This is a genomic window from Microbacterium sp. P5_E9 (assembly GCF_054049175.1).
Genome location: NZ_JBFUMV010000005.1, coordinates 178230 through 202972, shown reverse-complemented (window position 1 = coordinate 202972; position 24743 = coordinate 178230). Strand labels below are relative to the sequence as shown.

General features: G+C 69.6%; 20 protein-coding genes. 10 read left to right on the top strand and 10 right to left on the bottom strand.

The window, feature by feature from the left end; translation table 11 throughout:
* Positions 1–448: 448 nt before the first annotated feature.
* Positions 449–1735, bottom strand: coding sequence for a THUMP-like domain-containing protein (locus ACXJ3V_RS10025; RefSeq protein WP_457100148.1), 1287 nt, complete (start codon positions 1733–1735; stop codon positions 449–451).
* A gap of 455 nt (positions 1736–2190) precedes the next feature.
* On the opposite strand from ACXJ3V_RS10025, the gene groES reads away from it, so the two are divergent.
* Together groES and rarD are read left to right on the top strand one after the other, a co-directional pair.
* A complete protein-coding gene (gene groES / locus ACXJ3V_RS10020) occupies positions 2191–2487 on the top strand; it encodes a co-chaperone GroES (protein WP_457100147.1) in 297 nt (98 codons plus the stop codon).
* A gap of 241 nt (positions 2488–2728) precedes the next feature.
* Complete coding sequence (gene rarD / locus ACXJ3V_RS10015; protein WP_457100154.1) at positions 2729–3703, top strand: EamA family transporter RarD; 975 nt, start codon at positions 2729–2731, stop codon at positions 3701–3703.
* A 482-nt stretch (positions 3704–4185) separates the two neighbouring features.
* On the opposite strand, the gene ACXJ3V_RS10010 is transcribed toward rarD, so the two are convergent.
* The 3 genes from ACXJ3V_RS10010 to ACXJ3V_RS10000 are packed head-to-tail and all read right to left on the bottom strand — an operon-like array spanning position 4186 to position 7048.
* Positions 4186–4530: a metal-sensitive transcriptional regulator gene (locus ACXJ3V_RS10010; protein ID WP_457100146.1), complete on the bottom strand. Its 345-nt coding sequence runs from the start codon at positions 4528–4530 to the stop codon at positions 4186–4188.
* Complete coding sequence (locus tag ACXJ3V_RS10005) at positions 4527–6839, bottom strand: heavy metal translocating P-type ATPase (protein ID WP_457100145.1); 2313 nt, start codon at positions 6837–6839, stop codon at positions 4527–4529. Before ACXJ3V_RS10005 ends, ACXJ3V_RS10010 begins: the two co-directional genes overlap by 4 nt.
* Positions 6839–7048, bottom strand: coding sequence for a heavy-metal-associated domain-containing protein (locus ACXJ3V_RS10000; protein ID WP_457100144.1), 210 nt, complete (start codon positions 7046–7048; stop codon positions 6839–6841). The genes ACXJ3V_RS10005 and ACXJ3V_RS10000 overlap by 1 nt, the downstream gene beginning before the upstream one ends.
* A 236-nt stretch (positions 7049–7284) precedes the next feature.
* On the opposite strand from ACXJ3V_RS10000, the gene ACXJ3V_RS09995 reads away from it, so the two are divergent.
* Positions 7285–8562, top strand: coding sequence for an ABC transporter substrate-binding protein (locus tag ACXJ3V_RS09995; RefSeq protein ID WP_457100143.1), 1278 nt, complete (start codon positions 7285–7287; stop codon positions 8560–8562).
* Between the two features lie 159 nt (positions 8563–8721).
* Here the strand turns inward: ACXJ3V_RS09995 and ACXJ3V_RS09990 are convergent, their stop codons facing one another.
* From ACXJ3V_RS09990 to ACXJ3V_RS09975, 4 genes are read right to left on the bottom strand one after another with little or no spacing between them, the layout of a single operon-like run.
* Positions 8722–9489 (bottom strand): ABC transporter ATP-binding protein, encoded by a 768-nt coding sequence (locus ACXJ3V_RS09990; RefSeq protein WP_457100142.1) that lies wholly within the window; start codon positions 9487–9489, stop codon positions 8722–8724.
* Positions 9486–10541, bottom strand: a complete 1056-nt coding sequence (locus ACXJ3V_RS09985) for an ABC transporter ATP-binding protein (RefSeq protein WP_457100141.1) — start codon at positions 10539–10541, stop codon at positions 9486–9488. Before ACXJ3V_RS09985 ends, ACXJ3V_RS09990 begins: the two co-directional genes overlap by 4 nt.
* Complete coding sequence (locus tag ACXJ3V_RS09980; protein WP_457100140.1) at positions 10531–11529, bottom strand: branched-chain amino acid ABC transporter permease; 999 nt, start codon at positions 11527–11529, stop codon at positions 10531–10533. The genes ACXJ3V_RS09985 and ACXJ3V_RS09980 overlap by 11 nt, the downstream gene beginning before the upstream one ends.
* Before the next feature lie 4 nt (positions 11530–11533).
* Positions 11534–12811 carry an ABC transporter permease subunit gene (locus ACXJ3V_RS09975; RefSeq protein WP_457100139.1) on the bottom strand — a complete coding sequence of 426 codons (1278 nt, stop codon included), beginning with the start codon at positions 12809–12811 and terminating at the stop codon, positions 11534–11536.
* Positions 12812–13105: 294 nt separating this feature from the next.
* Here ACXJ3V_RS09975 and guaB point away from each other — a divergent pair, with 294 nt between their 5' ends.
* Positions 13106–14608, top strand: a complete 1503-nt coding sequence (gene guaB, locus ACXJ3V_RS09970; RefSeq protein WP_457100138.1) for an IMP dehydrogenase — start codon at positions 13106–13108, stop codon at positions 14606–14608.
* A 107-nt stretch (positions 14609–14715) separates the two neighbouring features.
* Here guaB and ACXJ3V_RS09965 read toward each other — a convergent pair whose 3' ends face one another.
* Entirely contained in the window at positions 14716–16173 is a 1458-nt protein-coding gene (locus tag ACXJ3V_RS09965) for a DHA2 family efflux MFS transporter permease subunit (RefSeq protein WP_457100137.1), read from the bottom strand.
* Positions 16174–16254: 81 nt separating this feature from the next.
* Here ACXJ3V_RS09965 and ACXJ3V_RS09960 point away from each other — a divergent pair, with 81 nt between their 5' ends.
* The 6 genes from ACXJ3V_RS09960 (at position 16255) to ACXJ3V_RS09935 (ending at position 22647) form a co-directional block, all read left to right on the top strand.
* Positions 16255–16893: a TetR/AcrR family transcriptional regulator gene (locus ACXJ3V_RS09960; RefSeq protein ID WP_457100136.1), complete on the top strand. Its 639-nt coding sequence runs from the start codon at positions 16255–16257 to the stop codon at positions 16891–16893.
* 39 nt (positions 16894–16932) lie between these two features.
* Entirely contained in the window at positions 16933–17211 is a 279-nt protein-coding gene (locus tag ACXJ3V_RS09955; protein WP_457100135.1) for a DUF2277 domain-containing protein, read from the top strand.
* A 200-nt stretch (positions 17212–17411) separates the two neighbouring features.
* Positions 17412–19100 (top strand): ABC-F family ATP-binding cassette domain-containing protein, encoded by a 1689-nt coding sequence (locus ACXJ3V_RS09950; RefSeq protein WP_457100134.1) that lies wholly within the window; start codon positions 17412–17414, stop codon positions 19098–19100.
* 126 nt (positions 19101–19226) lie between these two features.
* Complete coding sequence (locus ACXJ3V_RS09945; protein WP_457100153.1) at positions 19227–20345, top strand: GuaB3 family IMP dehydrogenase-related protein; 1119 nt, start codon at positions 19227–19229, stop codon at positions 20343–20345.
* A 101-nt stretch (positions 20346–20446) separates the two neighbouring features.
* Complete coding sequence (locus ACXJ3V_RS09940) at positions 20447–21232, top strand: SURF1 family protein (RefSeq protein WP_457100152.1); 786 nt, start codon at positions 20447–20449, stop codon at positions 21230–21232.
* Positions 21233–21294: 62 nt separating this feature from the next.
* Positions 21295–22647 carry a glucose-6-phosphate dehydrogenase gene (locus ACXJ3V_RS09935; protein WP_457100133.1) on the top strand — a complete coding sequence of 451 codons (1353 nt, stop codon included), beginning with the start codon at positions 21295–21297 and terminating at the stop codon, positions 22645–22647.
* A gap of 1 nt (position 22648) precedes the next feature.
* On the opposite strand, the gene ACXJ3V_RS09930 is transcribed toward ACXJ3V_RS09935, so the two are convergent.
* Positions 22649–24670: a glycoside hydrolase family 15 protein gene (locus ACXJ3V_RS09930; RefSeq protein WP_457100132.1), complete on the bottom strand. Its 2022-nt coding sequence runs from the start codon at positions 24668–24670 to the stop codon at positions 22649–22651.
* Positions 24671–24743 lie beyond the last annotated feature (73 nt).

Here is a 24743-nt window from a genome sequence, read left to right as displayed (position 1 = left end):
TCCGCCGCGGCGCGGCTCGCGCGATCGTCGATCTCGAAGACGGATGCCTCTGCTCAAACCTCATTGAACTTCGCGCTCACACGGCCTCCCGCCGGGAAATGCGGGTCGACGGGCTCGCCAGGTCGTCGAGAAACCACGCGGCGACTGAGAAATCACGCAGCCCGTGATGTCTGGGCCCCGGAGTGATGTCTCGGCCCGAATGTGATTTCTCACGGCAGGCCGGATGTCGCGTCCCCGCCTCGCCTCGGCCGCGCAGAAGCCTCGCTTCGACTGCGCCCAAGAAGGTGGCGCAGGTGGTCGCATCGATGCGGTGGATCCCACCATTCGCGCCACCCTTGTGTGGGGCCTTTCTGAGAAGGTGGCGCAGGTGGTCGGATCCATGCGGTGGATCCCACCATTCGCGTCACCTTCGCCGCGACCCTGCAGGCTGGGACCCGCCTGTCCCGATTCAGACCCGGTCGGCGAGCACCGCGAGGCGCTTCGCGCCGACCCGCGTCACGATGAGGGTCGCCGACCCGTCGCCGCGCAGCTTGAGCTCCTTGCGCAGGACGGCGGGATCGACATCCACTCCCCGCTTCTTGATCTCGAGCCGCCCGATGCCGCGCTCACGCAGCGCCTTGGCGAGCCCGCGGGTGTCGGCGGGCAGCTCCTCGCGCACGCGGAACGACTGCACGAACGGGCTCGTCAGCGCGGCATCCGAGGTCAGGTAGGCGATGCGCTCGTCGAGCATGCCGGCTTCCAGCGACCGGGCGACATCGCCGATCAGCCGCGCGCGAATGACCGCGCCATCCGGCTCGTGCACAAAGGCGCCCAGCGCGCGGACCGGCTCGTCCTCGGCATCGGCTTCCGCCGTCAGCTCCGCCGCGGCGTCGCCGCGCACGACCAGCGCCGCCCGGCGCACGCCCGCACGCGCGAGCGCGCCCGACCAGAGCACGAGCTCGATGGTCGAGCCGTCCGCGCTGACCCACTGCGCCTCGACGTCGTCGGGAATCAGGTCGCGATCCAGGCCCGGCCCGAGCTTCACCCCGGCCGGCACCCGCCGGGCGAGGTCGAACACCCAGTCCAGCGCCGGCGACCAGTCCTCGGGACGCGTCCGCGCCGTCTCGCTGTGCCCCGCCGTCCGCCGCGCCGGATCGAGCCAATACGCATCGACCGTCGGAAAATCGGATGCCGCGTCCCCTCCGCCGCTCGAAGCCCGGCCCGTGTCGCCACCCCCCGCGTCCCCGCCGCCACCCGGAACCCGGCCCGTCCCCGCCGGGGGCGCGACCGCCTCGGCTGTCGCGTGGCGCACGGTGACGGCATCCGCGAACGGCGCGAGGTTGTAGGCGGCGATCGCCGCGGTGACCTCGTCGGCGTCGACGGCCACGACTCGCAGCCCGAGTCCCGCGAAGCCGAGCGCATCGCCGCCGATCCCGCAGCCGAGGTCGGCGACCGAGGTCATGCCGGCGTCGCGGAACCGGCCCGCGTGCCGCGCCGCGATCGACAGTCGGGTCGACTGCTCGAGCCCGGCCGTGGTGAAGAGCATCCGCTCGGCGAATTCGCCGAACTTCGCGCGCGCACGCACGCGCAGCCGCGCCTGGGTGACGACCGCCGACACCAGGTCGGGAGAGTGGCCGGCGGCGCGCAGCCGCGAGACCGCGCGGGTGACGTCCTCGGCCGATTCCACCGGGGGCAGGGCGTCGAGCAGGCGCAGCCCATCGGGCGTGAGCAGGGCGGTCAGCTCGGCGATGTCCATCCGGTCAGCCTACGGCGGCGCCTGGATCACCACCCCCTGTACCCACCTGCGGGCCTCGTGACCGACACGCGGGGGACGGATGCCGCGTCCCCGGCGTGTCGTCAAGATGCCCCGCAGCTGGGTCCGCCGGCCCGGGGCCCCCGTGTGCGATCCCCCGTACCGACCCCGCCCCGACCACTGCCCGAGCCGGGTCAACCCGCGCACTCCGCCCCGAGCCCACCGGTTCGGGCGGCCTCGAGGTGGGGGTTCAGGCGATGACATGTGGGTTCGGCGCGGCGGCGGAGGGGCACGACAGGCCCGCGCGAAACGCCTGCCGCGGCATCCGACCGCGTCCGAAGATGACACAGACTTGGCACTCACGTTGCGAGAGTGCCAGCGCTTGCCTAAACTGAGTTAGCACTCTCACTAGGAGGGTGCTAACCAGTCTTGAAGTTCAAGGAAAGCAGAGGTAGACCGTGTCGGTTTCCATCAAGCCGCTCGAGGACCGCATTGTCATCAAGCAGGTCGAGGCCGAGCAGACCACTTCCAGCGGTCTGGTCATCCCCGACACCGCCAAGGAGAAGCCCCAGGAGGGCGAGGTCATCGCGGTGGGTCCGGGTCGCGTCGACGACAACGGCAACCGCATCCCGATCGACGTGTCCGTCGGCGACCGCGTGATCTACAGCAAGTACGGCGGCACCGAGGTCAAGTTCGGCGGCGACGACCTCCTCGTCCTGTCGGCTCGCGACGTGCTCGCGGTGGTTGTTCGCTAAGCTCGCGCACCAGCGTTTTCGAAGGACCCGGATGCCTCGGCATCCGGGTCCTTCTGCATTTCCCGGGTCCTTCTGCGTGTCCCGGGTCGCTCACGCGTGCCCGGTCGCTGAGCTTGTCGAAGCGTCCGCGCATCGGACCCTTCGACAAGCTCAGGGACCGATGCTCTGCTGAGCCCCGCGACCGCGACGGACCCCGCCTGGGCGACCGTACGCTGGAGGAGTGAGTCGCGATCTGCCTGCCGTGTCCGAGTCCGCCACCGCGTTCGGAGCGGGGAGGTCGCCGGCGCGCGAGCGCGCGCTCGGCGGGGTCTACGCGTTCACGGCCTACCTGCTCTGGGGGTTTCTGCCCCTGTACTTCATCGCGCTCGCGCCGACCGGCGCGTGGGAGCTCGTCGCCTGGCGGATCCTGCTGTCGCTCGGGTTCTGCGCGATCCTGCTGACCGTCACGCGCACGTGGCGCCGGCTCGGCGGGATCATGCGGCAGCGCCGGCTGCTGGCGCTCACGGCGCTCGCCGGCGCGCTGATCTACGTCAACTGGCAGGTGTACATCCTGGCCGCGCTCACGGGTCACGTGCTCGAGGCGAGCCTCGGGTACTTCATCAACCCGATCGTCACGGTGCTGCTCGGCGTACTCGTGCTGCGCGAGCGCCTGCGCCTCACGCAATGGATCGCGCTGGGACTGGCCGCGCTCGCGGTGCTCGTCATCGTCGTCGGGTACGGCGCCTTCCCGTGGATCGCGCTCACCCTCGCGATCTCGTTCGGCCTCTACGGCCTCGTGAAGAAGAAGCTCGGACCCTCGGTCGACGCGGTGAGTGGGCTCACCCTCGAGTCCCTCTGGCTCGTGCCGGTCGCCCTCGTGCTGCTGATCGTCGTGGGCAGCACGAGCGGCCTGACCATGGGCGCGGACGGTCCGTGGCACGCGGCGATGCTCGGCCTCGCTGGAGTCATCACCGCGACGCCCCTCCTGCTCTTCGCGGCGGGCTCGCGTCGCGTGCCGCTGACCGTCATGGGGATGCTGCAGTTCGTCGCGCCGATCCTGCAGTTCGTGATCGGGGTGTGGTTCCTGAACGAGGAGATGTCGACGGAGCGCTGGATCGGCTTCATCCTGGTGTGGGTGGCGCTGATCTTCCTGACGGTGGACTCGCTCGCCGCGGCCCGCCGCGCACGCTCTTCGTCGGCCCCGGCCGGCGTCTCGGACGTCGCCGAACTCACCTGAGCCCGGCGCCGCGCGCTCGCGCCGCGGCATCCGAGACATCACTTTCGCGCCGAGAAACCACTTCCCCGGCGGGACATCGTGCGTGGCGGTGTGTCTCGCCCGGAAGGTGATGTTTCGCGGTCGGCGGCGGTGTGGGACGGATGCCGGTGCCCGGGGCCGGTGCCTGGTCCGCGGCCTCCGAGACATCACTTTCCCGCCGAGAAACCACTTCCGCGCCGAGACATCGTGCGTGGCGGTGTGTCTCGCCCGGAATGTGATGTTTCGCGGCTGGCGCGGGAGTGGGGACGGATGCCGGTGCCCGGCGTTGCGGACCGCCCGTCGACGGCTGAGAAACCACAACGGCGCCGAGACACCGCTTCGGCATCGAGAAACCGTGCGGGGCGGTGCGTCTCGACGCGGAAGTGATGTTTCGCGGCTGGCGCGGGGGCGCTGGACGGATGCCGCGACCGCGGCGCTTCGACAGGCTCAGCGACCGGAACCGGCTACCGGACGAGGCGGGCAATCGCCTGGGTCGCCTCGGTGATCTTCGCGTCGGCCTCGGGGCCGCCCAGGCGCGCGGCGTCGACGACGCAGTGGCGGAGGTGGTCGTCGAGCAGCCCGATCGCGACGGCCTCCAGGGCGCTGGTCAGCGCGCTGATCTGGGTGAGGATGTCGATGCAGTACTTCTCGTCCTCCACCATCTTGTGGATGCCGCGGGCCTGACCCTCGATGCGCCTGAGGCGGTTGAGGTACTTGTCCTTGTCGGTGATGTAGCCGTGGTGGGCGTGCTCGGGAGCAGCCTCGGCCTGGCCGGCCTGGTGCGCCTCGTGGACGTCGGTGGTGGTCATCGCTGCTCCTTCACAGAATCAATGGACGAGGCGCTCCGGAACCCGCGCAGCCGCAGGCTGTTGCCGACGACGAAGACGCTCGAGAACGCCATCGCCGCACCGGCGATCATMGGGCCGAGCAGCCCGAGCGCCGCGAGCGGGATCGCGGCGATGTTGTACGCGAACGCCCAGAAGAGGTTGCCCCGGATGGTGCCCAGCGTCGCTCGCGACAGCCGGATCGCATCGGCGGCGGCACGCAGATCGCCACGCACCAGAGTGATGTCGGATGCCTCGATCGCGGCATCCGTTCCCGTCCCCATCGCCAGCCCCAGGTCTGCCTGCGCGAGCGCAGCAGCGTCGTTCACGCCGTCGCCGACCATCGCGACGACCCGGCCCTCGGCCTGGAGGGTCCGGATGACCTCGACCTTGCCGGCGGGGAGTACTTCGGCGATGACGCGCTCGATGCCGACCTCGGCCGCCACGCGCCGCGCAACGACCTCGTTGTCGCCGGTGAGCAGCACGGGCTCCAGCCCGAGCGCGCGCAGCGCGGCGACCGCCTCGCGGCTGGTCGGCTTGACGGCGTCGGCGACGGTGAGCACCCCGCGGGCCTCGCCGTCCCACGCGACGAGCACGCTCGTGCGCCCGGATGCCTCGCCCTCAGCCGCGGCGGCCGCCAGCTCAGCACCCAGCGTCACGCCCCACTCGGACAGCAGGGCCGCGCGGCCGGCCACCACCAGGTGTCCGTCGACGATTCCGGAGACGCCCAGCCCGGCCAGGCTCTGGAACGACTCCACCGCAGGCAAGCGGCCAGCCTCAAGAACAGCAGCCCGCGCGATCGCCTGCGCGATGGGGTGCTCCGAGGCGTGCTCGAGGGCTCCCGCCAGCCGCAGCAGCTCGGCGCGCTCGCCCCCGGGCAGCGCCACGACGTCGTGCAGCGTCATCCGTCCCGTCGTGACGGTGCCGGTCTTGTCCAGCACGACCGTGTCGACGGCGCGGGTGGATTCGAGCACCTCCGGACCGCGGATCAGGATGCCGAGCTGCGCGCCGCGGCCGGTTCCGACGAGCAGGGCGGTGGGGGTCGCCAGGCCGAGAGCACAAGGGCAGGCGATGATGAGCACCGCGACGGCGGCGCTGAACGCGGCCTCCGGCGCCGCGCCGAGCAGCAGCCACACCACCAGCGTCAGCACGGCGATCACCAGCACGGCCGGCACGAAGACCGCGGAGATCCGGTCCGCCAGCCGCTGCACCGGCGCCTTGCCGGCCTGCGCCTGCTCGACGAGTTCGGCGATGCGTGCGAGGTGCGTGTCGCCGCCGACGCGGGTGGCCCGCACGATCAGGCTGCCGCCCGCGTTGAGGGTCGCGCCGACGACGGCGTCGCCTGCGCCGACCTCGACCGGCACGGATTCGCCTGTGACCATCGAGGCGTCCACGGCGGACGAGCCGGACACGACGACCCCGTCGGTCGCGATCTTCTCGCCGGGGCGCACCGCAAAGCGATCGCCGACCCGCAGCCGCTCGATCGGCACGCGCGTCTCGACGGTCTCGCCGTCCGCGCCCACCGTAAGCAGTGCCACGTCCTTCGCCCCGAGCTCGAGCAGCGCCCGCATCGCGGCCCCGGCCTCGCGCTTGGACCGCACCTCGATGTACCGGCCGGCCAGCACGAACATCGTCACGCCCGCGGCGACCTCGAAGTACAGGGCGCCCGCCCCGGTGACCGGCGCGAACGACCAGCCGTGGGTCATGCCGATCATGCCGGCGCCGCCGAAGAACAGCGCGTACAGCGACCAGAGATAGGCCGCCCCGATGCCGATCGAGATGAGCGTGTCCATCGTCGTCGCGCCGTGGCGGAGATTCAGCCAGGTCGCGCGGTGGAACGGCCACGCCGCCCACGTCACGACCGGGGTCGTCAGCGCGAGCGACACCCACTGCCACCCCGGGAACTGCAGCGCCGGGATCATTGCGAGCAGGATCACCGGCACTGCGAGCACGATCGCGCCGATCAGCCGGCGCCGCAGGGGTGCGAGCTCGAGGTCGGCGTGGTGCTCGTGGGGCCGGGGGAGCGCGGCCGTGTAGCCGGTGCTCTCCACCTCGGCGATCAGCGCGTGCGGGTCGAAGCCTGCAGGCGCGAGCACGTGCGCCTTCTCCGTCGCGTAGTTGACGGATGCCTCGACCCCGTCGAGCCGGTTCAGCCGCTTCTCGATGCGCGCGGCGCAGGAGGCGCAGGTCATCCCGCCGATCTCGAGTTCGATCCGCGCGGCGCCGACGCCGTGCGCGCCGACGACCTTCCCGCCGATGGACGGCGAGAGGGCGTGGCCGCCGTGGGTGTCCATCAGACGCGCGCTGCCTCGTATCCGGCCTCGGCGACCGCGGCGAGGACCGCGGCATCGTCGAGCGGGGCGCTCGCGGAGACGATCAATCGCCCGCTCGCCGCGCTCACGTCGATCTGCTCGACGCCGGCGACCTTCGCCACCTCGTCGCGCACGGCCGACTCGCAGTGGCCGCAGTTCATCCCGGTCACCTGGAACTCATTCGTCGTCATTGGATTCACCCTCATCGTCGCGTTCTTTATACCCCAGAGGGGTACCTGCTCCAAGCGTATACCCACCGGAGGTATTCCAGACGGGGGCAGTGGCCGTCGAAAACGGCTTCATAACGATTCGGGTTGCGTTACAAACCGTTAACGAAAGGCAACACTCCGGGTACCTAAGCGCGATTAGGGTTTGTGGAACTGGGACGGCTACGCCGCGCCCGCGTTCACCCACAGCAAGGAGCAACATGAGCGTCTTCACCCGCTCGCGCACTGCCAGCATTCTCGGCGGCATCGCGATCGCCGGCGCAAGCGCCCTCGTCCTCGCCGGCTGCTCCGGCGGCGGCGGAGAGGCGACAAGCGAAGCCCCGGCCGAGAACGTCGATCTGACGGTCAAGATCGGCACGATTCTCCCGCAGACGGGAAGCCTGGCGTACCTCGGCCCGCCCGAGGAGGCCGGCGTCGGACTCGCCGTCGAGGACATCAACGCAGCCGACGTCGGGATCACGATCCCGGACATCGTCTGGGGCGACTCCGGCGACACCGACAACAAGGCTTACAGCACGACGATTCAGAAGCTGATCTCCGAGGGTGTGACCGCCGCCATCGGCGCCGCATCGTCCGGTGTGACGAAGCTGTTCCTCGACGACGCTGTCGCCGCGGGCATCATCACCTTCTCGCCGGCGAACACCTCGGTCGACTTCACGGCCTGGGACGACAACGGCCTCTACTGGCGCACCGCGCCCGCGGACACCCTGCAGGGCGAGGTCCTCGGCAACCTGGTCGCCGAAGACGGCAAGAAGAGCGTCGCGGTCATCTACCAGAACGACTCGTACGGCACCGGCCTGAACAAGGAGTTCAAGTCGAACTTCACCGCCAGCGGCGGCGAGATCGTCTCCGAGCAGTCGTACAACACGGGTGACACCACGTTCGACGCGCAGATCAGTGCGACCCTCGCGTCGAACCCCGACGCGATCGCCCTGATCACGTTCGACGAGTTCTACACGATCGGTCCGGCTCTGCTGGCTGCCGGCTACCCGGCCGACCAGCTGTACCTCGTCGACGGCAACCTGAAGAACTACGGTTCCGACGCCAAGTGGCCTGCGGGTCTCAGCCTCGAGGGCGCCAAGGGCACCACCCCTGCCGGTCCTGCCCCCGACACCGAGTTCCAGGGTCGCCTCAACGAGTGGTGGGTCGGCGAAGGCAACGCCGAGCTGACCGACTTCTCGTACGGCAACGAGTCGTACGACGCGACGATCCTGCTCGCGCTCGCTGCGCTCGCGGCGAACTCGTCCGACCCCGCCGACATCGCCGGCAAGCTCCAGGAGGTCTCTGGTGGTTCGGGCGACGGTGAGAAGTGCACCGAGTTCAAGGAGTGCGCCGACATCATCCTCGGCGGCGGCGTCGCGGACTACGACGGCTACTCCGGACCGATCACGTTCGACGAGAACGGCGACCCGACCGAGGCCACCATCGGTGTCTTCCAGTACGGCGCTGACAACCTCTACACGCGCATCGACCTCTAAGTCGTAACGCAAGCCCAGGGGCCCCGGAGCAATCCGGGGCCCCTTCGCTGTGCCTGGTGGGGGCGAAGCCCTTGGGTGCGACCCCCATACAGACGAGAAGAGCGGATGCCTCGGCATCCGCTCTTCTCGTCTCACCGCCCCGCAACGGGGCGGATGGCGCTATTCGGTCCCGAGGGTGCCGAGGTAGAGCCCGATGACCTTGGGGTCGTTCAGGAGCTCGCGACCGGTGCCCTCGTAGGCGTCGCGGCCCTGGTCGAGGACGTAGCCGCGGTCGCAGATCTGCAGGCAGCGCCGCGCGTTCTGCTCGACCATGATCGTGGTGACGCCGGCCTTGTTGATGTCGGAGACGCGGATGAACGCGTCGTCCTGACGCACCGGCGAGAGACCCGCGGACGGCTCGTCCAGCAGCAGCACCGACGGGTTCATCATGAGCGCGCGCGACATCGCGACCATCTGGCGCTCGCCACCGGAGAGCGAGCCGGCGCGCTGCTTGAGGCGCTTGCCCAGTTCCGCGAAGATCCCCGTGACGAACTCGAGGCGCTCGTTGTAGGTCTTCGGGGCCTGGTACAGCCCCATCTGGAGGTTCTCTTCGATCGTGAGCGAGGGGAACACGTTGTTGGTCTGCGGCACGAAGCCGACGCCCTTGGAGACGAGCTTGTCGGACTTCAGGCCCGCGACACTCTCGCCGTCGACCAGGACTTCGCCGCCGCGGATCTTCACCATGCCGAAGATGGCCTTCAGCAGCGTCGACTTGCCGGCACCGTTCGGGCCGATGATGCCGATCAGCTCGCCCTTGCGGGCGACCAGGTTCGCGCCGTTGATGATGTTGATGCCGGGCAGGTAGCCCGCGTACAGATCGGTGATCTGCACCACGACCCGCTCGGTCTTGGCATCCTCGGTGAGCGGTGCTCCATCCGCGTAGGTCATCGGTTCCCCTCTTCTGCGTCAGCGATCGAGGCCTCTTCGGCCACCTTGATCTCCTCGAGCAGATCGATCGCCGAGGTGTCGAGTTCGCCGGCCACGCGGCCGGTGACGACTCCCAGGTCGACGTCCTGGTGGCTGCCCAGGTAGGCGTCGATGACGGCCTTGTCCTGCATGACGGACTCGGGCGGGCCTTCGGCCACGACGCGTCCTTCGGCCATGACGACGACCCAGTCCGCGATGTGGCGGACCATGTGCATGTCGTGCTCGACGAACAGCACGGTCATGCCGAGATCCTTGAGATCGAGGATGTGATCGAGCAGCGACTCGGTGAGGGCCGGGTTCACCCCGGCCATCGGCTCGTCGAGCATGACGAGCTGCGGGTCGCTCATGAGCGCCCGCGCCATCTCGAGGAGCTTGCGCTGGCCACCCGAGAGCGACGCGGCGTAGTCGTCCGCCTTCGCGTCGAGCTTGAACCGCTTGAGCAGCTCCATCGCCTTGTCTTCGATGTCGCTGTCCTGCTTGCGCCAGATCGCCGGGACGATGCTCGCCAGCAGGTTCTCGCCCTTCTGGCCCGTCGAGCCGAGCTTCATGTTCTCGAGCACTGTCAGCAGCGAGAGGGCCTTGGTGAGCTGGAACGTGCGCACCTGCCCCATCCGCGCCACCTTGAACGACGGGATGCCGGACAGCTGCTTGCCGTCGAACGACCAGGTGCCCGAATTGGGCTTGTCGAATCCGCAGAGCAGGTTGAACAGGGTGGTCTTGCCGGCGCCGTTCGGTCCGATCAGCGCCGTGATGGCGTTGCGGGGGATCTCGAGGTGCTCGACGTCGACCGCCGTGAGACCGCCGAATCGCCGGGTGACGTTGTCCATCGCCATGATCGGGTCGACCTTGGGCACCCCGGGCACGAACTCGCCGGTGGCGAGGCCGGTCTTCTTGGGGCGCCGGAGGCTGCCGGTCGTGGTCGGGACCGACCCGGTGGCGGGCGCTGCGGCGGGCGCGGCATCCGTCCCGTTGACGGGCTGTGACGTCGTGTCGTCTGAGGCGCTATTTGACAAAGGTCAGCTCCCTCTTGTTTCCGAAGATGCCCTGCGGGCGGAAGATCACGATGAGCATCAGCGCGACGCCCACCAGGATGAACCGGAGCGTTCCGGCCTGCTGGCTCGAGATGTTCAGCACGTCCGACTGGGCGAGTGCAGGCAGCACGTTGTCGAGGAACCCCATGATGACCCAGAAGATCACCGACCCGACGACCGGCCCGAAGACCGTCGCCGCGCCACCCAGCAGGAGGATCGTCCAGATGAAGAACGTCAGCGACGTCGTGTAGGTCGCCGGGACCACGGCCGAGGGCAGGGCGAACACGACCCCGCCGAGGGCACCGAAGACACCACCGATGATGAGCGCCTGCATCTTGTACGAGAAGACGTTCTTGCCCAGCGACCGGACGGCGTCCTCGTCCTCGCGGATGCCCTTGAGCACGCGTCCCCACGGGCTGCGCATGAGCGCCCAGACCAGGTACACCGCGATGGCGAGCAGGATGATGCCGAAGACGCGCACCCACAGCTGGTCGGCGGTCCATTGCCACGGACCGAAGCCATAGATCATCTTCGTGCCGTCAGCGGTCTCGGCAGGGAAGGGATTGGCCCCGCGGAAGCCGGCGTGGTAACCGCCGAGCCCGTCTGCGGAGTTGGTGAACTCGTCGAACAGCTGCGTGGTGAGCAGCAATCGGACGATCTCGGCCGCCGCGATCGTCACGATGGCGAGATAGTCCGCCCGCAATCGCAGCGTCGGTATGCCGAGGATGATGGCGAAGACGGTCGCGGCGAGACAGCCGACGATGATGCCCACCCACCACGGCCAGCCGAAGCTGAGGATGGAGATGGCGTAGCCGTACGCGCCGAGGGCCATGAAGCCCGCCATGCCGAAGTTGAGCAGGCCGCCGTAACCGAACTGCACCGCGAGACCCGTCGCCGCCAACGCGTAGGCGATCGTCTCCGGGCTGAAGACCCAGTAGGCCGTGTTGTTGAGTATCTGACCCCAATCCATGGCCCTATCCCAGCCTCTCCTTGCGGCCCAGAATGCCCTGGGGTCTGACGAGCAGAATGATGATCAACACGGCGAGGGCGCCGACGTACTTCATGTCCGACGGGATCCACAGGGTCGAGATCTCGACCAGCATCCCGACGATCAGCGAACCGATCAGGGCGCCGAAGGCGGTGCCGAGGCCACCCAGGGTGACGGCGGCGAAGATCAGCAGCAGCACCTGTCCGCCCATGTCCCACTTCACGCCGGGGCGGAAGTACGCCCACAGCACGCCGGCGACCGCCGCCAGCACCGCCGCGAGGATCCAGACGATCCGGATGACGCGGTCGACGTTGATGCCGGATGCCGCGGCCAGGCCTGGGTTGTCGCTGATGGCGCGGGTCGCCTTGCCGATGCGCGTACGCAGCAGCCAGTACGCGACGCCGATCAGCAGCACGATGCTCGTCACCATCGAGACGATGTCGATCCAGGAGAGCGAGATCGGGCCGAGGTGGATGTCGCGACCGGCGCCGGCGCCGGGCAGCTGGTACGTCGCGCCGCCGATGAAGAACTGGTACACGTAGCGCAGCGCCAGGGAGAGGCCGATGCTCACGATCATCACCTGGACGATGCCGAGGCCCCGTCTTCGCAGAGGTTTCCACAGTCCGGCGTCGAGGGACCAGCCCAGGCCGGCACCGAAGACCACGACGAGGGGAAGCACGAGCCACATCGGCCAGGCGAGCCAGACGCCGAAGACGAGCGCGACGATGGCGCCGAAGGTGAGCATCTCGCCGTGGGCGAAGTTGCTCAGCCCGGTCGTGCCGTAGATCAGCGAGACGCCGATCGAAGCGAGCGCGAGCAGCAGGCCGAAGTTGAGGCCGTTCATCAGGCGATCGAGGAGCTGATCGATGAACGGAATCGTGACGCGCTCGCCCTCACCGAGGAAGAGGTTGATGATCTTCGTGTTGGTCTGGCCGAACTCGACGTCCTGCGAAGCGCTCTCGCCCTCGACGATGACGCCGTCGGGCAGCGTCGACTCGTCGACCGTGATGGTGTACTCGCCCTTCTCAGGCACGTACAGGCGCCATTTGCCCTCGGCATCCGTCACCGTCTCGGCCTCGAAGCCGTTGCCTTCGACGGAGACCGTCACATCGGCCACGGGCTTGTCTTCGAAGGTGATGATGCCGGCGAAGTAGAAATCGGTCTTCTCCTGGTCGTCACCGGGCGCGGCATGCGCCGCACCGGATCCGAGGAAGATCATCGCGGCAGCCAGCAGCACGCCCAACAGCGCGGCCAGCCACGGCATCGTTCGCCGCGCGGGAGCAGTTGTAGGACCCACAGAACCTCCAGTCAGCACAGCGCACACCGATGGTTCGGGTCGCATCGGCCGTGATCACGACGGTACGAGCGTAGTGTGTCGATCGTGTTTCAGACACGCGCCGATTGATACGTGATCGAATCGCCGCCCGGCCCGCGTGCGGGGTATACGCGCGGGGAATGAATTCGCGTGCCGGTCGCTTAGAATCGAGTACGGCGCGCTTCGAGCGCACCGGCCAGCGTCGTCTACCTCGAGCAACGCGCCGTGTGCGCAGGAGAATCTATGGACAGCCACGACCCGTTCGGCTTCGTCGGACTCACCTATGACGACGTGCTGCTCCTACCAGGGCACACCGACGTCATCCCCAGTGAAGCCGACACGTCGTCGCGGGTTACGCGGCGCATCACGGTGGCGACACCGCTCATCTCGAGCGCGATGGACACCGTCACCGAAGCCCGGATGGCGATCTCGATCGCGCGCGAGGGCGGCCTCGGCATCCTCCATCGCAATCTGTCGATCGAAGAGCAGGCGTCGATGGTCGACCGCGTGAAGCGGAGCGAGTCGGGCATGATCTCCGACCCGATCACTACCACGCCCGATGCGACCATCGAAGAGGTCGACAACCTGTGCGCGACCTACCGCATCTCCGGGCTGCCGGTGATCGACGACGAGGGCCGCCTGGTCGGCATCGTCACCAACCGCGACATGCGGTTCGTCTCGGGCTTCGAGCGTCAGACGACGCTCGTGCGCGACGTCATGACCACCGAGAAGCTCGTCACCGCTCCCGTCGGCATCGGCGCCAATGAGGTCATCGCCACCTTCGCGAAGCACCGCATCGAGAAGCTGCCGCTCATCGATGAGGACGGCAAGCTGGCCGGCCTCATCACCATCAAGGACTTCGACAAGAGCGAGAAGTACCCGCTCGCCACCAAGGACGAGCAGGGCCGCCTGCGCGTCGGCGCCGCGATCGGCTTCTTCGGCGACGCCTGGGAGCGTGCGGAGGCCCTCCGCGATGTCGGCGTCGATGTTCTCGTGGTCGACACGGCCAACGGTCAGTCCGCCGGCGTGATCGACATCGTGCGACGGCTGAAGGCCGATTCCTCCTTCGAGCACATCGACATCATCGGCGGCAACGTCGCCACGCGCGAGGGCGCACAGGCGCTCATCGACGCGGGGGTGGATGCCGTCAAGGTCGGCGTCGGACCGGGCTCGATCTGCACGACGCGCATCGTCGCGGGCGTAGGCGTGCCCCAGGTCACGGCGGTGTACGAGGCATCCCTCGCGGCGCGCGAAGCGGGCATCCCGGTCATCGCCGACGGTGGGCTGCAGTACTCCGGCGACATCGCCAAGGCGCTCGTGGCCGGCGCGGACACCGTCATGCTCGGCTCGCTCCTGGCCGGCACCGACGAGTCGCCCGGCGAGATCGTCTTCCAGGGCGGCAAGCAGTTCAAGCAGTACCGCGGCATGGGATCGCTCGGCGCCCTGCAGACCCGCGGCAAGAAGACCTCGTACTCGAAGGACCGCTACTTCCAGGCGGACGTGCCCTCGGACGACAAGCTCATCCCCGAGGGCATCGAGGGCCAGGTAGCGTACCGCGGCCCCGTCTCGGCCGTCGCGTACCAGCTGGTCGGCGGGCTGCGGCAGTCGATGTTCTACGTCGGCGCCCGCACGGTCGACGAGCTCAAGGCCAAGGGCAGGTTCGTGCGCATCACGGCCGCCGGTCTCAAGGAGTCGCACCCGCACGACGTGCAGATCGTGGTCGAGGCCCCGAACTACAAGCGGTAGCACCCGCCTCTCGCCGAAACCACCTGGTTCGCGCGAAACCACCCATTTCGGCGAGCCGGAGTCGGTGGTCTCGCGCGAGATGGGTGGTTTCGGCGTTGGTGGCCGGGTCAGACCTGGGCGAGCTCCGGCTCGGGAGTGGCGGATGCCTCGGCCGCGGCATCCGTCTCCGCAGCCGTGGAGCGACCGGCGGGGAGCCAGAACGCGGCGACGGCTGCGGCGAAGAGCACCGCGGCGCCGGTGAGCACGGCCGGGCGCGCGGCGTCGACGTAGAGGTCGGGCTGCAGCTCGCCGCCCGCGCTCACGAAGATCGCGGTCATGACGGCCGTGCCGAGGGCGATGCCGATCTCGCGGACCGTCGAGTTCACTCCGGACGCCTTGGCGTGGTCGATCACGCCGAGCGTGGCGAGCAGGGCCGTCGCGGACGGTGCGAAGACGAGCCCCATGCCGACGCCGGCCATGATGAACGGCGCGATGAGCGCGGAATAGTCGAGGTCGGTCGAGAGCATCAGGCCGATCCAGGTGAGGGCGACGCCCTGCAGCAGCAGGCCCGTGAGCATCAACGCACGGGTGCCGACCCGCGGTGCGATGATGCCGGCGATCGGGGCGACGAACATGGGGGCGAGCGTCCACGGCGTGGTCTGCACGGCCGCCTCGAGCGGGGTCGATCCCTGCACCACCTGCATGTACTGGATGAGGATGAACACCGCGCCGAACGTGCCGAAGGTGAACGCGAACCCGACGATGTTGGTGAGCGAGAACGAGCGATCGCGGAAGAGCCGCAACGGCACGAGCGGCGCCTTCGCGCGGGTCTGCCAGCCGACGAAGGCGAGCAGCAGCACGACCCCCACGGTGATCTCGGCGATGACGCTGAACGACGACCAGCCGTCATCGTTGCCTCGGACGATCGCGTGCACCAGGGCCAGCACCCCGCCGGCGGCGAGCAGCGCGCCGACGACGTCGATGCGCGAACGGGCGCCGAAGTCGTTGTTCAGGGCCAGCAGGGCGAAGGGGATGGCGATGATGGCGACCGGGATGTTGATCCAGAAGATCGCCTGCCAGTTCCAGCCCTCCATGACCGCTCCGCCCACGAGCGGGCCGACCGCGACCCCGAGGCCCGAGATGCCGCCCCAGATGCCGATCGCGAGCGGACGGCGACTCGGGGCGACCCCGCCGGCCAGCAGCGCCAGCGAGAGCGGAAGCACCCCCGCACCGCCGAAGCCCTGCAGTGCCCGGGCGGCGATGAGCTGACCCGGATCGGTGCTGAGCGCGGCGAGGGCCGAGCCGATGCCGAAGACCGCAATGCCGATGGCGAACACCGTCCGGCGGCCGAACCGGTCGCCGAGTGCGGAGGCGACGAGGATCGCACTTGCGAACGCCAGCGTGTACGCGTTCATGAACCACTGCAGCTCCTCGACGCTGGCGCCGAGTTCCTGGTGCAGCACGGGGAGGGCGTTGGTCATGACGAGGTTGTCGAGCGTCGCCATGAACATGGGGACGGATGCCGCGGCTACGACGAGCCCGAAGGGTCGTCTGCGCACCGGCGCGGAGGTGAGGATGTCGCTCATGCGAGGCTCCTTCATGGTTGTTGTAATCGAATGATTACTTGGCTGAGTCGACTGTAGTAATCGACTGATAACATGTCAAGCGTGAATGCGAATGAGGGACCGACGACGACGTCGAAGCCTGTGCCGGCCGTCCGGATGAGCTCGGAGGACCGACGCGAGCAGATCATCGCCGCGGCGCTCGCGGTGTTCGGCGCGAAAGGGTACGAGGGCACCACTACCGACGACGTCGCGCGCACGGCCGGCATCAGCCAGCCGTACGTCGTGCGCCTGTTCGGCACGAAGGAGAACCTCTTCCTCGCGGCCATGCAGTCGGCGTTCGACGCGCTGATGCGCGTGTTCCGCGTCGAACTCGCCGATACGACGTCTGAGCGCCCGGTCGCCAAGCGCATCGGCGACGCCTACGTCGAACTGCTGAGCACGCGCGGACTGCACCAGACGCTCTCGCACGCATGGCTGCTCGGCGGGCATCCGGTGATCGGCCCCGCCGCGCGCAAGGGATTCGCCCAGGTGTGGGAGTTCTTCCGGGACGAGGCCGGCTTCGAGGCCGACGAGGCGCGGATGTTCCTGGCCGAAGGCATGCTCATCAACGTCATGATCGGCATGCGGCTCGTCGACGACTACGGCTCCGACCCGCGGATCACCGAGCTCTTCCGCACCTGCTTCCCGACCGAGCTGCCGCACATCCTCGACATCGCACCGCGGGGCGACGAGCCCTGGTAGACGGTGACGGATGCGGCGGCCCGGCGTATCGTCGAGGCCATGTGCCGCAGCATCCATAACCTCCACAATTTCGAGCCGGCTGCCACCAACGACGAGGTGCACGCCGCCGCTCTGCAGTACGTCCGCAAGATCGCGGGCACGACGAAGCCCTCGAAGGCCAACCAGGAGGCCTTCGACCGCGCCGTGCACGAGATCGCCCACATCACCGGGCACCTGCTCGAGGACCTCGTCTCGACGACACCGCCGAAGAACCGCGAGGAAGAGGCCGAGAAGAAGCGCGCCCGCGCGATCGCCTCCGGACGGTACGCCGCCGCCTGACCCGGGCGCGGCGTCGCTCCTGTACCCAACTGCGGGGATCGTGGCCGACACGCCGGTCCGGTGGGCCCGCGCCCGGCGTTTCGCGCAGCAGCCCCGCAGCTGGGTACGCGTCGCATGAGGCGATCGGATGCCGGGGCACGCGGTGGCCGGCCGCGATAGGCTGATCGGCTCTGCATCCGCGGGGCGGACGGGGCCACATCGTGGGATACATCGACGTCAACGGCGTCTCGTACGCGCTGCCCGACGGGCGGCCGCTGCTCGACGACATCGCGTTCCGCGTCGGCGAGGGATCGACGACCGCGCTCATCGGCGCGAACGGCGCGGGCAAGACGACGCTGCTTCGTATCATCCGCGGCGAGGAGGCCGCCCACGCCGGAGCTGTGACGATCGGCGGCGGGCTGGGGGTCATGGATCAGTTCGTCGGGCATGGCGCGCCCGGCCGGACGGTCCACGACCTGCTCGTCTCGGTCGCTCCCGACCGCGTGCGCAGAGCAGCCCGAAGGCTCGAGGACGCCGAAGCGGCGATCATCGACCGCGACGAGCTCGACACGCAGATGGAGTACGCCGGGGCGCTCGGCGACTACGCCGAAGCCGGCGGCTACGAGCAGGAGACGCTCTGGGACTCCTGCACGATCGCCGCGCTCGGCATCCCGTTCTCCCGTGCCCAATTCCGCGAGCTCTCCACCCTCTCCGGCGGCGAGCAGAAGCGGCTCGCGCTCGAGGCGCTGCTGCGCGGCCCGGACGAGGTGCTCCTGCTCGACGAGCCGGACAACTACCTCGACGTGCCAGGCAAACGCTGGCTCGAGGAGCGCCTGCGCGAGACGCCCAAGACGGTGTTGCTGGTGTCGCACGACCGGGAGCTGCTCGCGCGCGGCGCCGACCGCATCGTGACCCTCGAGGTCGGCGGTGCCGGATCATCCGCCTGGGTGCACGGCGGCGGCTTCGCCACCTACCACCGTGCGAGGGAGGAGCGGATGGCGCGCCTCGACGAGCTGCGCCGCCGCTGGGACGAGCAGCACGCCAAGCTCAGGGCCCTCGTCGCCGACCTCAAGGTGAAGGCCTCGGCGAACGACGGGTTCGCGTCGAGGTATCGCGCCGCCCAGACCCGGCTGCGCTGGTTCGAAGAGGCGGGTCCGCCCGAGGAGCGCCCGCCTGCGCAGGACCTCGACGTGCGGCTGCGCGGCGAGCGCACCGGCCGCCGCGCGGTCGTCGCCGAGCGCCTGGTGCTGACCGGGCTCATGGACGCCTTCGATCTGGAGGTCTGGTACGGCGACCGGGTGGCGGTGCTCGGGTCGAACGGCTCTGGAAAGTCGCACTTTCTGCGGCTCCTCGCCGGTGGCGGCACCGACCCGGACGCGCTCCTCGGTCACGTCACCGCGGTCGGTACGGCCCTGGATCCCGTCGAGCACGCGGGTCGCGCCGTCCTCGGCGCGCGCGTCGTGCCCGGCTGGTTCGCGCAGACCCACCAGCACCCCGAGTTCCGGGGTAGGACGCTGCTCGACATCCTCCATCGCGGCGACGACCGTCGGACGGGATTGCCGAGGGATGCCGCGAGCTCGGCACTGGACCGCTACGGGCTCGTCCGCCAGGCCGAGCAGACGTTCGACACGCTGTCGGGCGGCCAGCAGGCGCGGTTCCAGATTCTGATGCTCGAGCTGTCCGGCGCGACGCTGCTGCTGCTCGACGAGCCGACCGACAACCTCGACCTCGTCTCGGCCGAGGCGCTCGAGGACGCGCTCACGCGGTTCCAGGGCACGGTGCTCGCGGTGACGCACGACCGCTGGTTCGCGCGCTCGTTCGACCGCTTCCTCGTGTTCGGCTCCGACGGCCGTGTCTTCGAGTCGGGCGAGCCCGTCTGGGACGAAGCCCGGGTGGTCCGGCCGCGCTAGCCGCGGGTCGCTGAGCCTGTCGAAGCGGCCGGGCCGCGGCATCCGTCCACCACAACGCACCCTTCGACAGGCTCAGGGCCCGTAGCGGGGCGCGAGAACGCGCGCGAGTAGGCTGAGGGGGTGAGCATGGAGATCGAGCTCGGCCGCGCCAAGCGCGCCCGCCGGGCCTATGCGTTCGACGACATCGCGGTCGTGCCCTCTCGGCGCACCCGCAACCCGGAGGACGTCTCGACGGCCTGGACGATCGATGCGTTCCAATTCGACATCCCGGTGCTGGGCGCCCCGATGGACTCGGTCATGAGCCCTCGCACGGCGATCATGCTGGGCCAGCTCGGCGGGGTGGGCGTGCTCGACCTCGAGGGGCTGTGGACGCGCTACGACGACCCGGAGCCGCTCCTCGCCGAGATCGCGTCCCTGCCCGATGCGGCCGCCACCGCGCGCATGCAGGAGCTCTACGCCGCCCCGATCCAGCCCGAGCTCGTCCGTGCGCGGCTCGCCGAGATCCGCGCCGGCGGGGTCACCGTCGCCGGTGCCCTCACGCCGCAGCGCACCCAGGAGCTGTACGAGACCGTCGTCGCCGCCGGCGTCGACCTCTTCGTCATCCGCGGCACGACCGTGTCGGCCGAGCACGTCTCGTCCGTCGAGCAGCCGCTGAACCTCAAGAAGTTCATCTACGACCTGGATGTGCCGGTCATCGTCGGCGGTGCCTCGACGTACACGGCCGCGCTGCACCTGATGCGCACCGGTGCGGCCGGCGTGCTCGTCGGGTTCGGCGGGGGAGCCGCGTCCACCACGCGAGCCACCCTCGGCGTCCATGCACCTATGGCGACCGCGGTCGCCGATGTCGCCGGCGCGCGCCGCGACTACCTCGACGAGTCGGGCGGCCGCTACGTCCACGTGATCGCGGACGGTGGCGTCGGCACCTCCGGCGACATCGTGAAGGCACTGGCGATGGGGGCGGATGCCGTCATGCTCGGTGTGGCGCTCGCGCGCGCCACCGACGCTCCCGGCTTGGGCTTCCACTGGGGTCCCGAGGCGCACCACGCCAAGCTCCCGCGCGGCAAGCGGATGAAGATCGACCAGCTCGTGAACCTCGAGTCGGTGCTCTACGGCCCCGCCCCGGTTGCCGACGGCACCGCGAACCTCATCGGGGCCCTGCGCAAGTCGATGGCCACGACCGGGTACTCCGACCTCAAGGAGTTCCAGCGCGTCGAGGTCGTCGTCGCGCCGTACAGCGGCGGATGACCGACCCTTCGACAAGCTCAGGGACCGGCGTGGGCGGCTCAGGGACCGGCCCTTCGACAGGCGCAGGGACCGAGGTCTTCCCGCCGACCCTGCGCGAGGTGATGGTGCGGCCGCGCTGGCTCGCCATGCTCGCCCTCTGCCTCGTGGTCGCAGGCGTGTTCGCGTGGCTCGGCCAGTGGCAGCTCGGTCGAGCGGTCCAGCAGGGCCCGGCCGAGCCAGGCGCGACCGAGCAGGTGCAGCCCCTCGCCGACGTCGTTGCCCCGGGGGCGTACCTCCCCGAGTCGCTGGTCGGCCAGCAGGTCTCCGTCTCGGGCAGCTGGATCCCCGGCGACTTCCTCCTCGTCGAGTCGCGGCTCAACGACGGGGTGGAGGGGTACTGGGTCACCGGCCAGCTTCGCCTGACCGGCACCGACGCGCCCACCTCACTTGCGGTCGCGATCGGCTGGGCGCGGACGGCGGATGCCGCAGCCGCAGCCGCCGAGAAGCTCGAGGCCGCGGCATCCGGAGACTCGCCGCAGGCGATCGACCTCACCGGGCGCATCATCTCGGACGAGGGTCCGGATCTGCCCCCGCGCGGCGCGGACCCGCAGACCATGACCCGCATGTCACCGGCCGCGCTGCTCGCACAGTGGCATGACATCGAGGGCCTCGACGTGTATCGCCCCTACCTGACGGCGGGGGAGCCGACTGCCGGCCTGGTGGCGATCCACTCCCCGGCGCCTGCCGAAGGATCCGCGGTCAACTGGCTCAACATCTTCTACGCGATCGAGTGGGCGGTGTTCGCCGGGTTCGCGTTCTACCTCTGGTATCGCCTCGCGCGCGACGCGTGGGAGCGCGAGGTCGAGGAGTTCGGCGAAGCCGCGGCCGGCGTCGAACCGACCGCCTAGCACCGAAGGCCGCCACGCGCCAGGGCGCGCCGCGCCCGAACCGCCACGCCTACTCTCGTGCTGTGACCCAGAGCGTGAGCATCCTGATCCTCGGCGCGGGGGGAGACCTGACGAAGCGGCTGCTCCTTCCCGGCCTCGCGAGCCTCCTGTCGGAGCACGACTACGAGGTGCAGATCGTCGGCGCCGCGCGGGAGGATCGCACCGACGAGCAGTGGCGGCAGCTGATCCGCGACAGCTTCGGGCAGATCGGCGACCCGCACGACGCAGACCGCTACCTGGAGTCGGCTCGGTACGTGACCTCGGACGTCACGGACGTCGACGAGCTGCGACAGCTGGTCGCCGCGTGCGACCACACGCCCGTCCTCTTCTTCGCGCTGCCGCCGGCGATCACGGCGAAGGTGTGCGCGGCCCTCCGGCAGGTCGACCTGCCCGAGGGCGCCCGGCTCGCACTCGAGAAGCCGTTCGGCACGGACCTGGCCTCGGCGCGCGCGCTCAATCGCCTGATCGCCCAGCTCGTGCCCGAGGAGCAGGTGTTCCGCATCGATCACTTCCTCGGAATGTCGATGGTGCTGAACATCCTCGGCCTGCGCTTCGCCAACCGGTTCTTCGAGTCGGTCTGGAACGGCGAGTCGATCGAGCGCGTCGAGATCGTGTACGACGAGCTCATCGGACTCGAAGGGCGCGGCGGCTACTACGACCACGCCGGGGCACTGAAGGACATGATCCAGAGCCACCTCCTCGAGGTGCTCGCGCTCGTCGCGATGGAGCAGCCGCCCCGGCTGAACGAGGTGGAGCTCCGTTCCAACGCGGCGCAGGTGCTGCGCGCGACACACGTCTGGGACGACGATCCGGTGGCCTCGAGCCACCGCGCGCGCTACACCGCGGGGCGGGTCGGCGATCGCGCGCTGCCGTCGTACGCCGACGAGCCGGGAGTCGATCCCGCACGCGAGACCGAGACGCTCGCCCAGGTGACGTTCGAGATCGACACAGCCAGGTGGCGGGGCGTTCCGTTCGTGCTGCGCTCCGGGAAGGCGATCGGGAAGTACACCACCGAGGTGCGCGTGCGCCTGCGCCCGGTGCCGGAGATCCCCGGATTCGGGGGGTCTCCCGCACCGGACTCGCTCGTCTTCGACCTCAAGTCCGGCGAGGTCGAGTTGGGCGTGACGATGAACGGCAGCGGCGACCCGTTCGTCCTGGAACGCAGCACGCTCGTCGCGAAGAAGGAGCCGGGCGACCTCTTGCCCTACGGCCAGGTGCTGCGCGGCATCCTGGACGGCGATCCCCTCCTTTCGGTGCGCGCGGACATGGCGGAGGAGTGCTGGCGCATCATGCGCCCCGTGATTCGGGCGTGGCGCGAGGGCAAGGTGCCGCTCGAGGATTACCCCGCGGGGTCTCTCGGGCCGGAGGGCTGGTAGCTCAGCCGCCGGAAGCCCTAGGCGGAGCGCTCTCGGCGGCATCCTCGCGGGCTTGACGAGGCTTCGCACCGAGATCCTCGTCGCCGCCCTTGTCCGGCTTCTGCGGCGAGGATGGCGACGCACCAGGCTCCTGCTCCGTCACCGCGGCCTGCTCGCCTTCGGACTCGCCGCGCACGTAGGGCAGCCGGTCCTGCATCCCTCGTTCGGCAGCCGCGATGGCATCCGCCGCGCGGACGAGGGTGAGGTGCGAGAGGGCCTGCGGGAGATTGCCCATCTGCCGACCGCGCTGCGTGTCGTACTCCTCGCTGAGCAGACCCACGTCGTTGACGAGCGCGACAAGTCGCCCCATCAGCTCGCGGGCCTCGGCCACCAGACCCGACGCCGCATACTGCTCCACCAGCCAGAACGAGCAGGCCAGGAACGGATGCTCCGTCCCCGCCAGGCCGTCCACACCGGTCTCGGACCGGTACCTGAGGAGCAGGCCGTCCTGCATGAGGTCTTCCTCGATGGCGGCGACGGTGCCCAGCATCCGCGGATCATCCGCCTCGACGAAGCCGATCTGCGAAAGCTGAAGGAGTGCCGCGTCCACCTCCGTGGTGCCGTAGTGCTGCACGAACGTGTTGCGCTGCGGATCATAGCCGTGGGCGAGGATCTCGTCGCGCACCTTGTCCCGGATGGCGGCCCATCGAGAGGGATCGCCGGGAAGGCCGAACTCCTCGATCCCCCGGACGCCGCGGTCGAACGCGGCCCACACCATCGCGCGCGAGTGCGTGAAATGCTGCTCGTCGCCGCGGATCTCCCAGATCCCTTGGTCGGCCATCTCCCAGTTCTGCTCGAGGAAGCCGAGCAGCGCGCGCTGCAGCGGCCACGACCCCCGGGTCTCCTCGAGTCCCGCAGTGCGCCCGCCGTGGAGCGCGATCATCACCTCGCCGAAGATGTCCCACTGCCGCTGCAGGTAGGCGGCATTGCCGATGCGCACGGGCGCTGCTCCGCCATAGCCCGACAGTTCCGGCAGCTCGGACTCCGGCAGTCGGCGTTCACCCCCGATGCCGTACATGATCTGCACGTCCGCCGGGTCGCCGGCGATCGCGCGGAGCAGCCACCCGCGCCACTCCTCCGCCTCGGCACGGTAACCGTGCGTGATCAGCACCTCGATCGTGAGGGCGGCATCGCGCAGCCAGACGTACCGGTAGTCCCAGTTGCGGACTCCGCCCTCGTCCTCGGGAAGACTGGTCGTCGCGGCGGCGACGATGCCCCCGGTGTCCTCATGGGTGAGCGCGCGCAGCACGAGCAGTGAGCGCTGCACGTGCTCGTCGAACGGGGCCGGCGGCTTGCTGCGCGCGGCCCAGTCCTTCCACCAGGCGATGGTCTGTGCGAGCGCGTCGTCGATGTCGAACGGCTCCGGCGGTTCGCGGTACGACGGATACCAGGTGAGGGCGAGGTCGACAGTGTCGCCGTCGGCGACGGCGAATTCCGAGAAGTGCGCCAGGTCCTCGGCCTGGCGCCGCGGCCCGCGCAGGAGGACGGCATCCGGACCCGCGGTCGCAAGGAGAGCGGTGCCGCCGCCGAACGGCACCTGCCGCACCCACGGCGTCGCCGCGCCGTAGTCGAAGCGGATCCGGACGAGTTCGCGGAAGCGCACGGTGCCCTTCAGGCCCCGCACCCGGCGCACGAGGTTGGCCCGGCGGTCGTGCAGCGGCATGAACTCGATCACCTCTGCCTCGCCCTCGGCGGTGCGCCACACGGTGCGCAGCACGAAGGTTCCGGGCAGGTACTCGCGCGCCACCTGCAGCACCTCGTCGATCGGCGCGAGCGCCCACTGCCCGGCCTCAGGCGAATCCAGCAGCGCGCCGAACATGCTGGCGGAGTCGAAACGGGGCATGCAGAGCCAGTCGATCGCCCCCGACCGCGAGATGAGCGCCGCCGTGTGCAGGTCGCCGACCAGCGCATAGTCCTCAATCGGGCTCGGATGCCGCGGCACAGCGCCGCCCGTGGTCGGGGGTTCTTCGGAGTCGGGCGTCATGACTCGAAGCTATGCGTGTCACCTCGCGATGTCACCGGATTGCATTCCGGCCGCGGAGTGCCTATGGCGTCGG

Excerpts from the sequence above, each read along its gene's own strand:
- ACXJ3V_RS10025 (WP_457100148.1), bottom strand. The coding sequence starts at position 1,735 with ATGGACATCGCCGAGCTGACCGCCCTGCTCACGCCCGATGGGCTGCGC.
- ACXJ3V_RS10010 (WP_457100146.1), bottom strand. The coding sequence starts at position 4,530 with ATGACCACCACCGACGTCCACGAGGCGCACCAGGCCGGCCAGGCCGAG.
- ACXJ3V_RS10000 (WP_457100144.1), bottom strand. The coding sequence starts at position 7,048 with ATGACGACGAATGAGTTCCAGGTGACCGGGATGAACTGCGGCCACTGC.
- ACXJ3V_RS09995 (WP_457100143.1), top strand. The coding sequence starts at position 7,285 with ATGAGCGTCTTCACCCGCTCGCGCACTGCCAGCATTCTCGGCGGCATC.
- ACXJ3V_RS09990 (WP_457100142.1), bottom strand. The coding sequence starts at position 9,489 with ATGACCTACGCGGATGGAGCACCGCTCACCGAGGATGCCAAGACCGAG.
- ACXJ3V_RS09980 (WP_457100140.1), bottom strand. The coding sequence starts at position 11,529 with ATGGATTGGGGTCAGATACTCAACAACACGGCCTACTGGGTCTTCAGC.
- ACXJ3V_RS09975 (WP_457100139.1), bottom strand. The coding sequence starts at position 12,811 with ATGCCGTGGCTGGCCGCGCTGTTGGGCGTGCTGCTGGCTGCCGCGATG.
- guaB (WP_457100138.1), top strand. The coding sequence starts at position 13,106 with ATGGACAGCCACGACCCGTTCGGCTTCGTCGGACTCACCTATGACGAC.
- ACXJ3V_RS09965 (WP_457100137.1), bottom strand. The coding sequence starts at position 16,173 with ATGAGCGACATCCTCACCTCCGCGCCGGTGCGCAGACGACCCTTCGGG.
- ACXJ3V_RS09955 (WP_457100135.1), top strand. The coding sequence starts at position 16,933 with ATGTGCCGCAGCATCCATAACCTCCACAATTTCGAGCCGGCTGCCACC.
- ACXJ3V_RS09945 (WP_457100153.1), top strand. The coding sequence starts at position 19,227 with ATGGAGATCGAGCTCGGCCGCGCCAAGCGCGCCCGCCGGGCCTATGCG.
- ACXJ3V_RS09940 (WP_457100152.1), top strand. The coding sequence starts at position 20,447 with ATGGTGCGGCCGCGCTGGCTCGCCATGCTCGCCCTCTGCCTCGTGGTC.
- ACXJ3V_RS09930 (WP_457100132.1), bottom strand. The coding sequence starts at position 24,670 with ATGACGCCCGACTCCGAAGAACCCCCGACCACGGGCGGCGCTGTGCCG.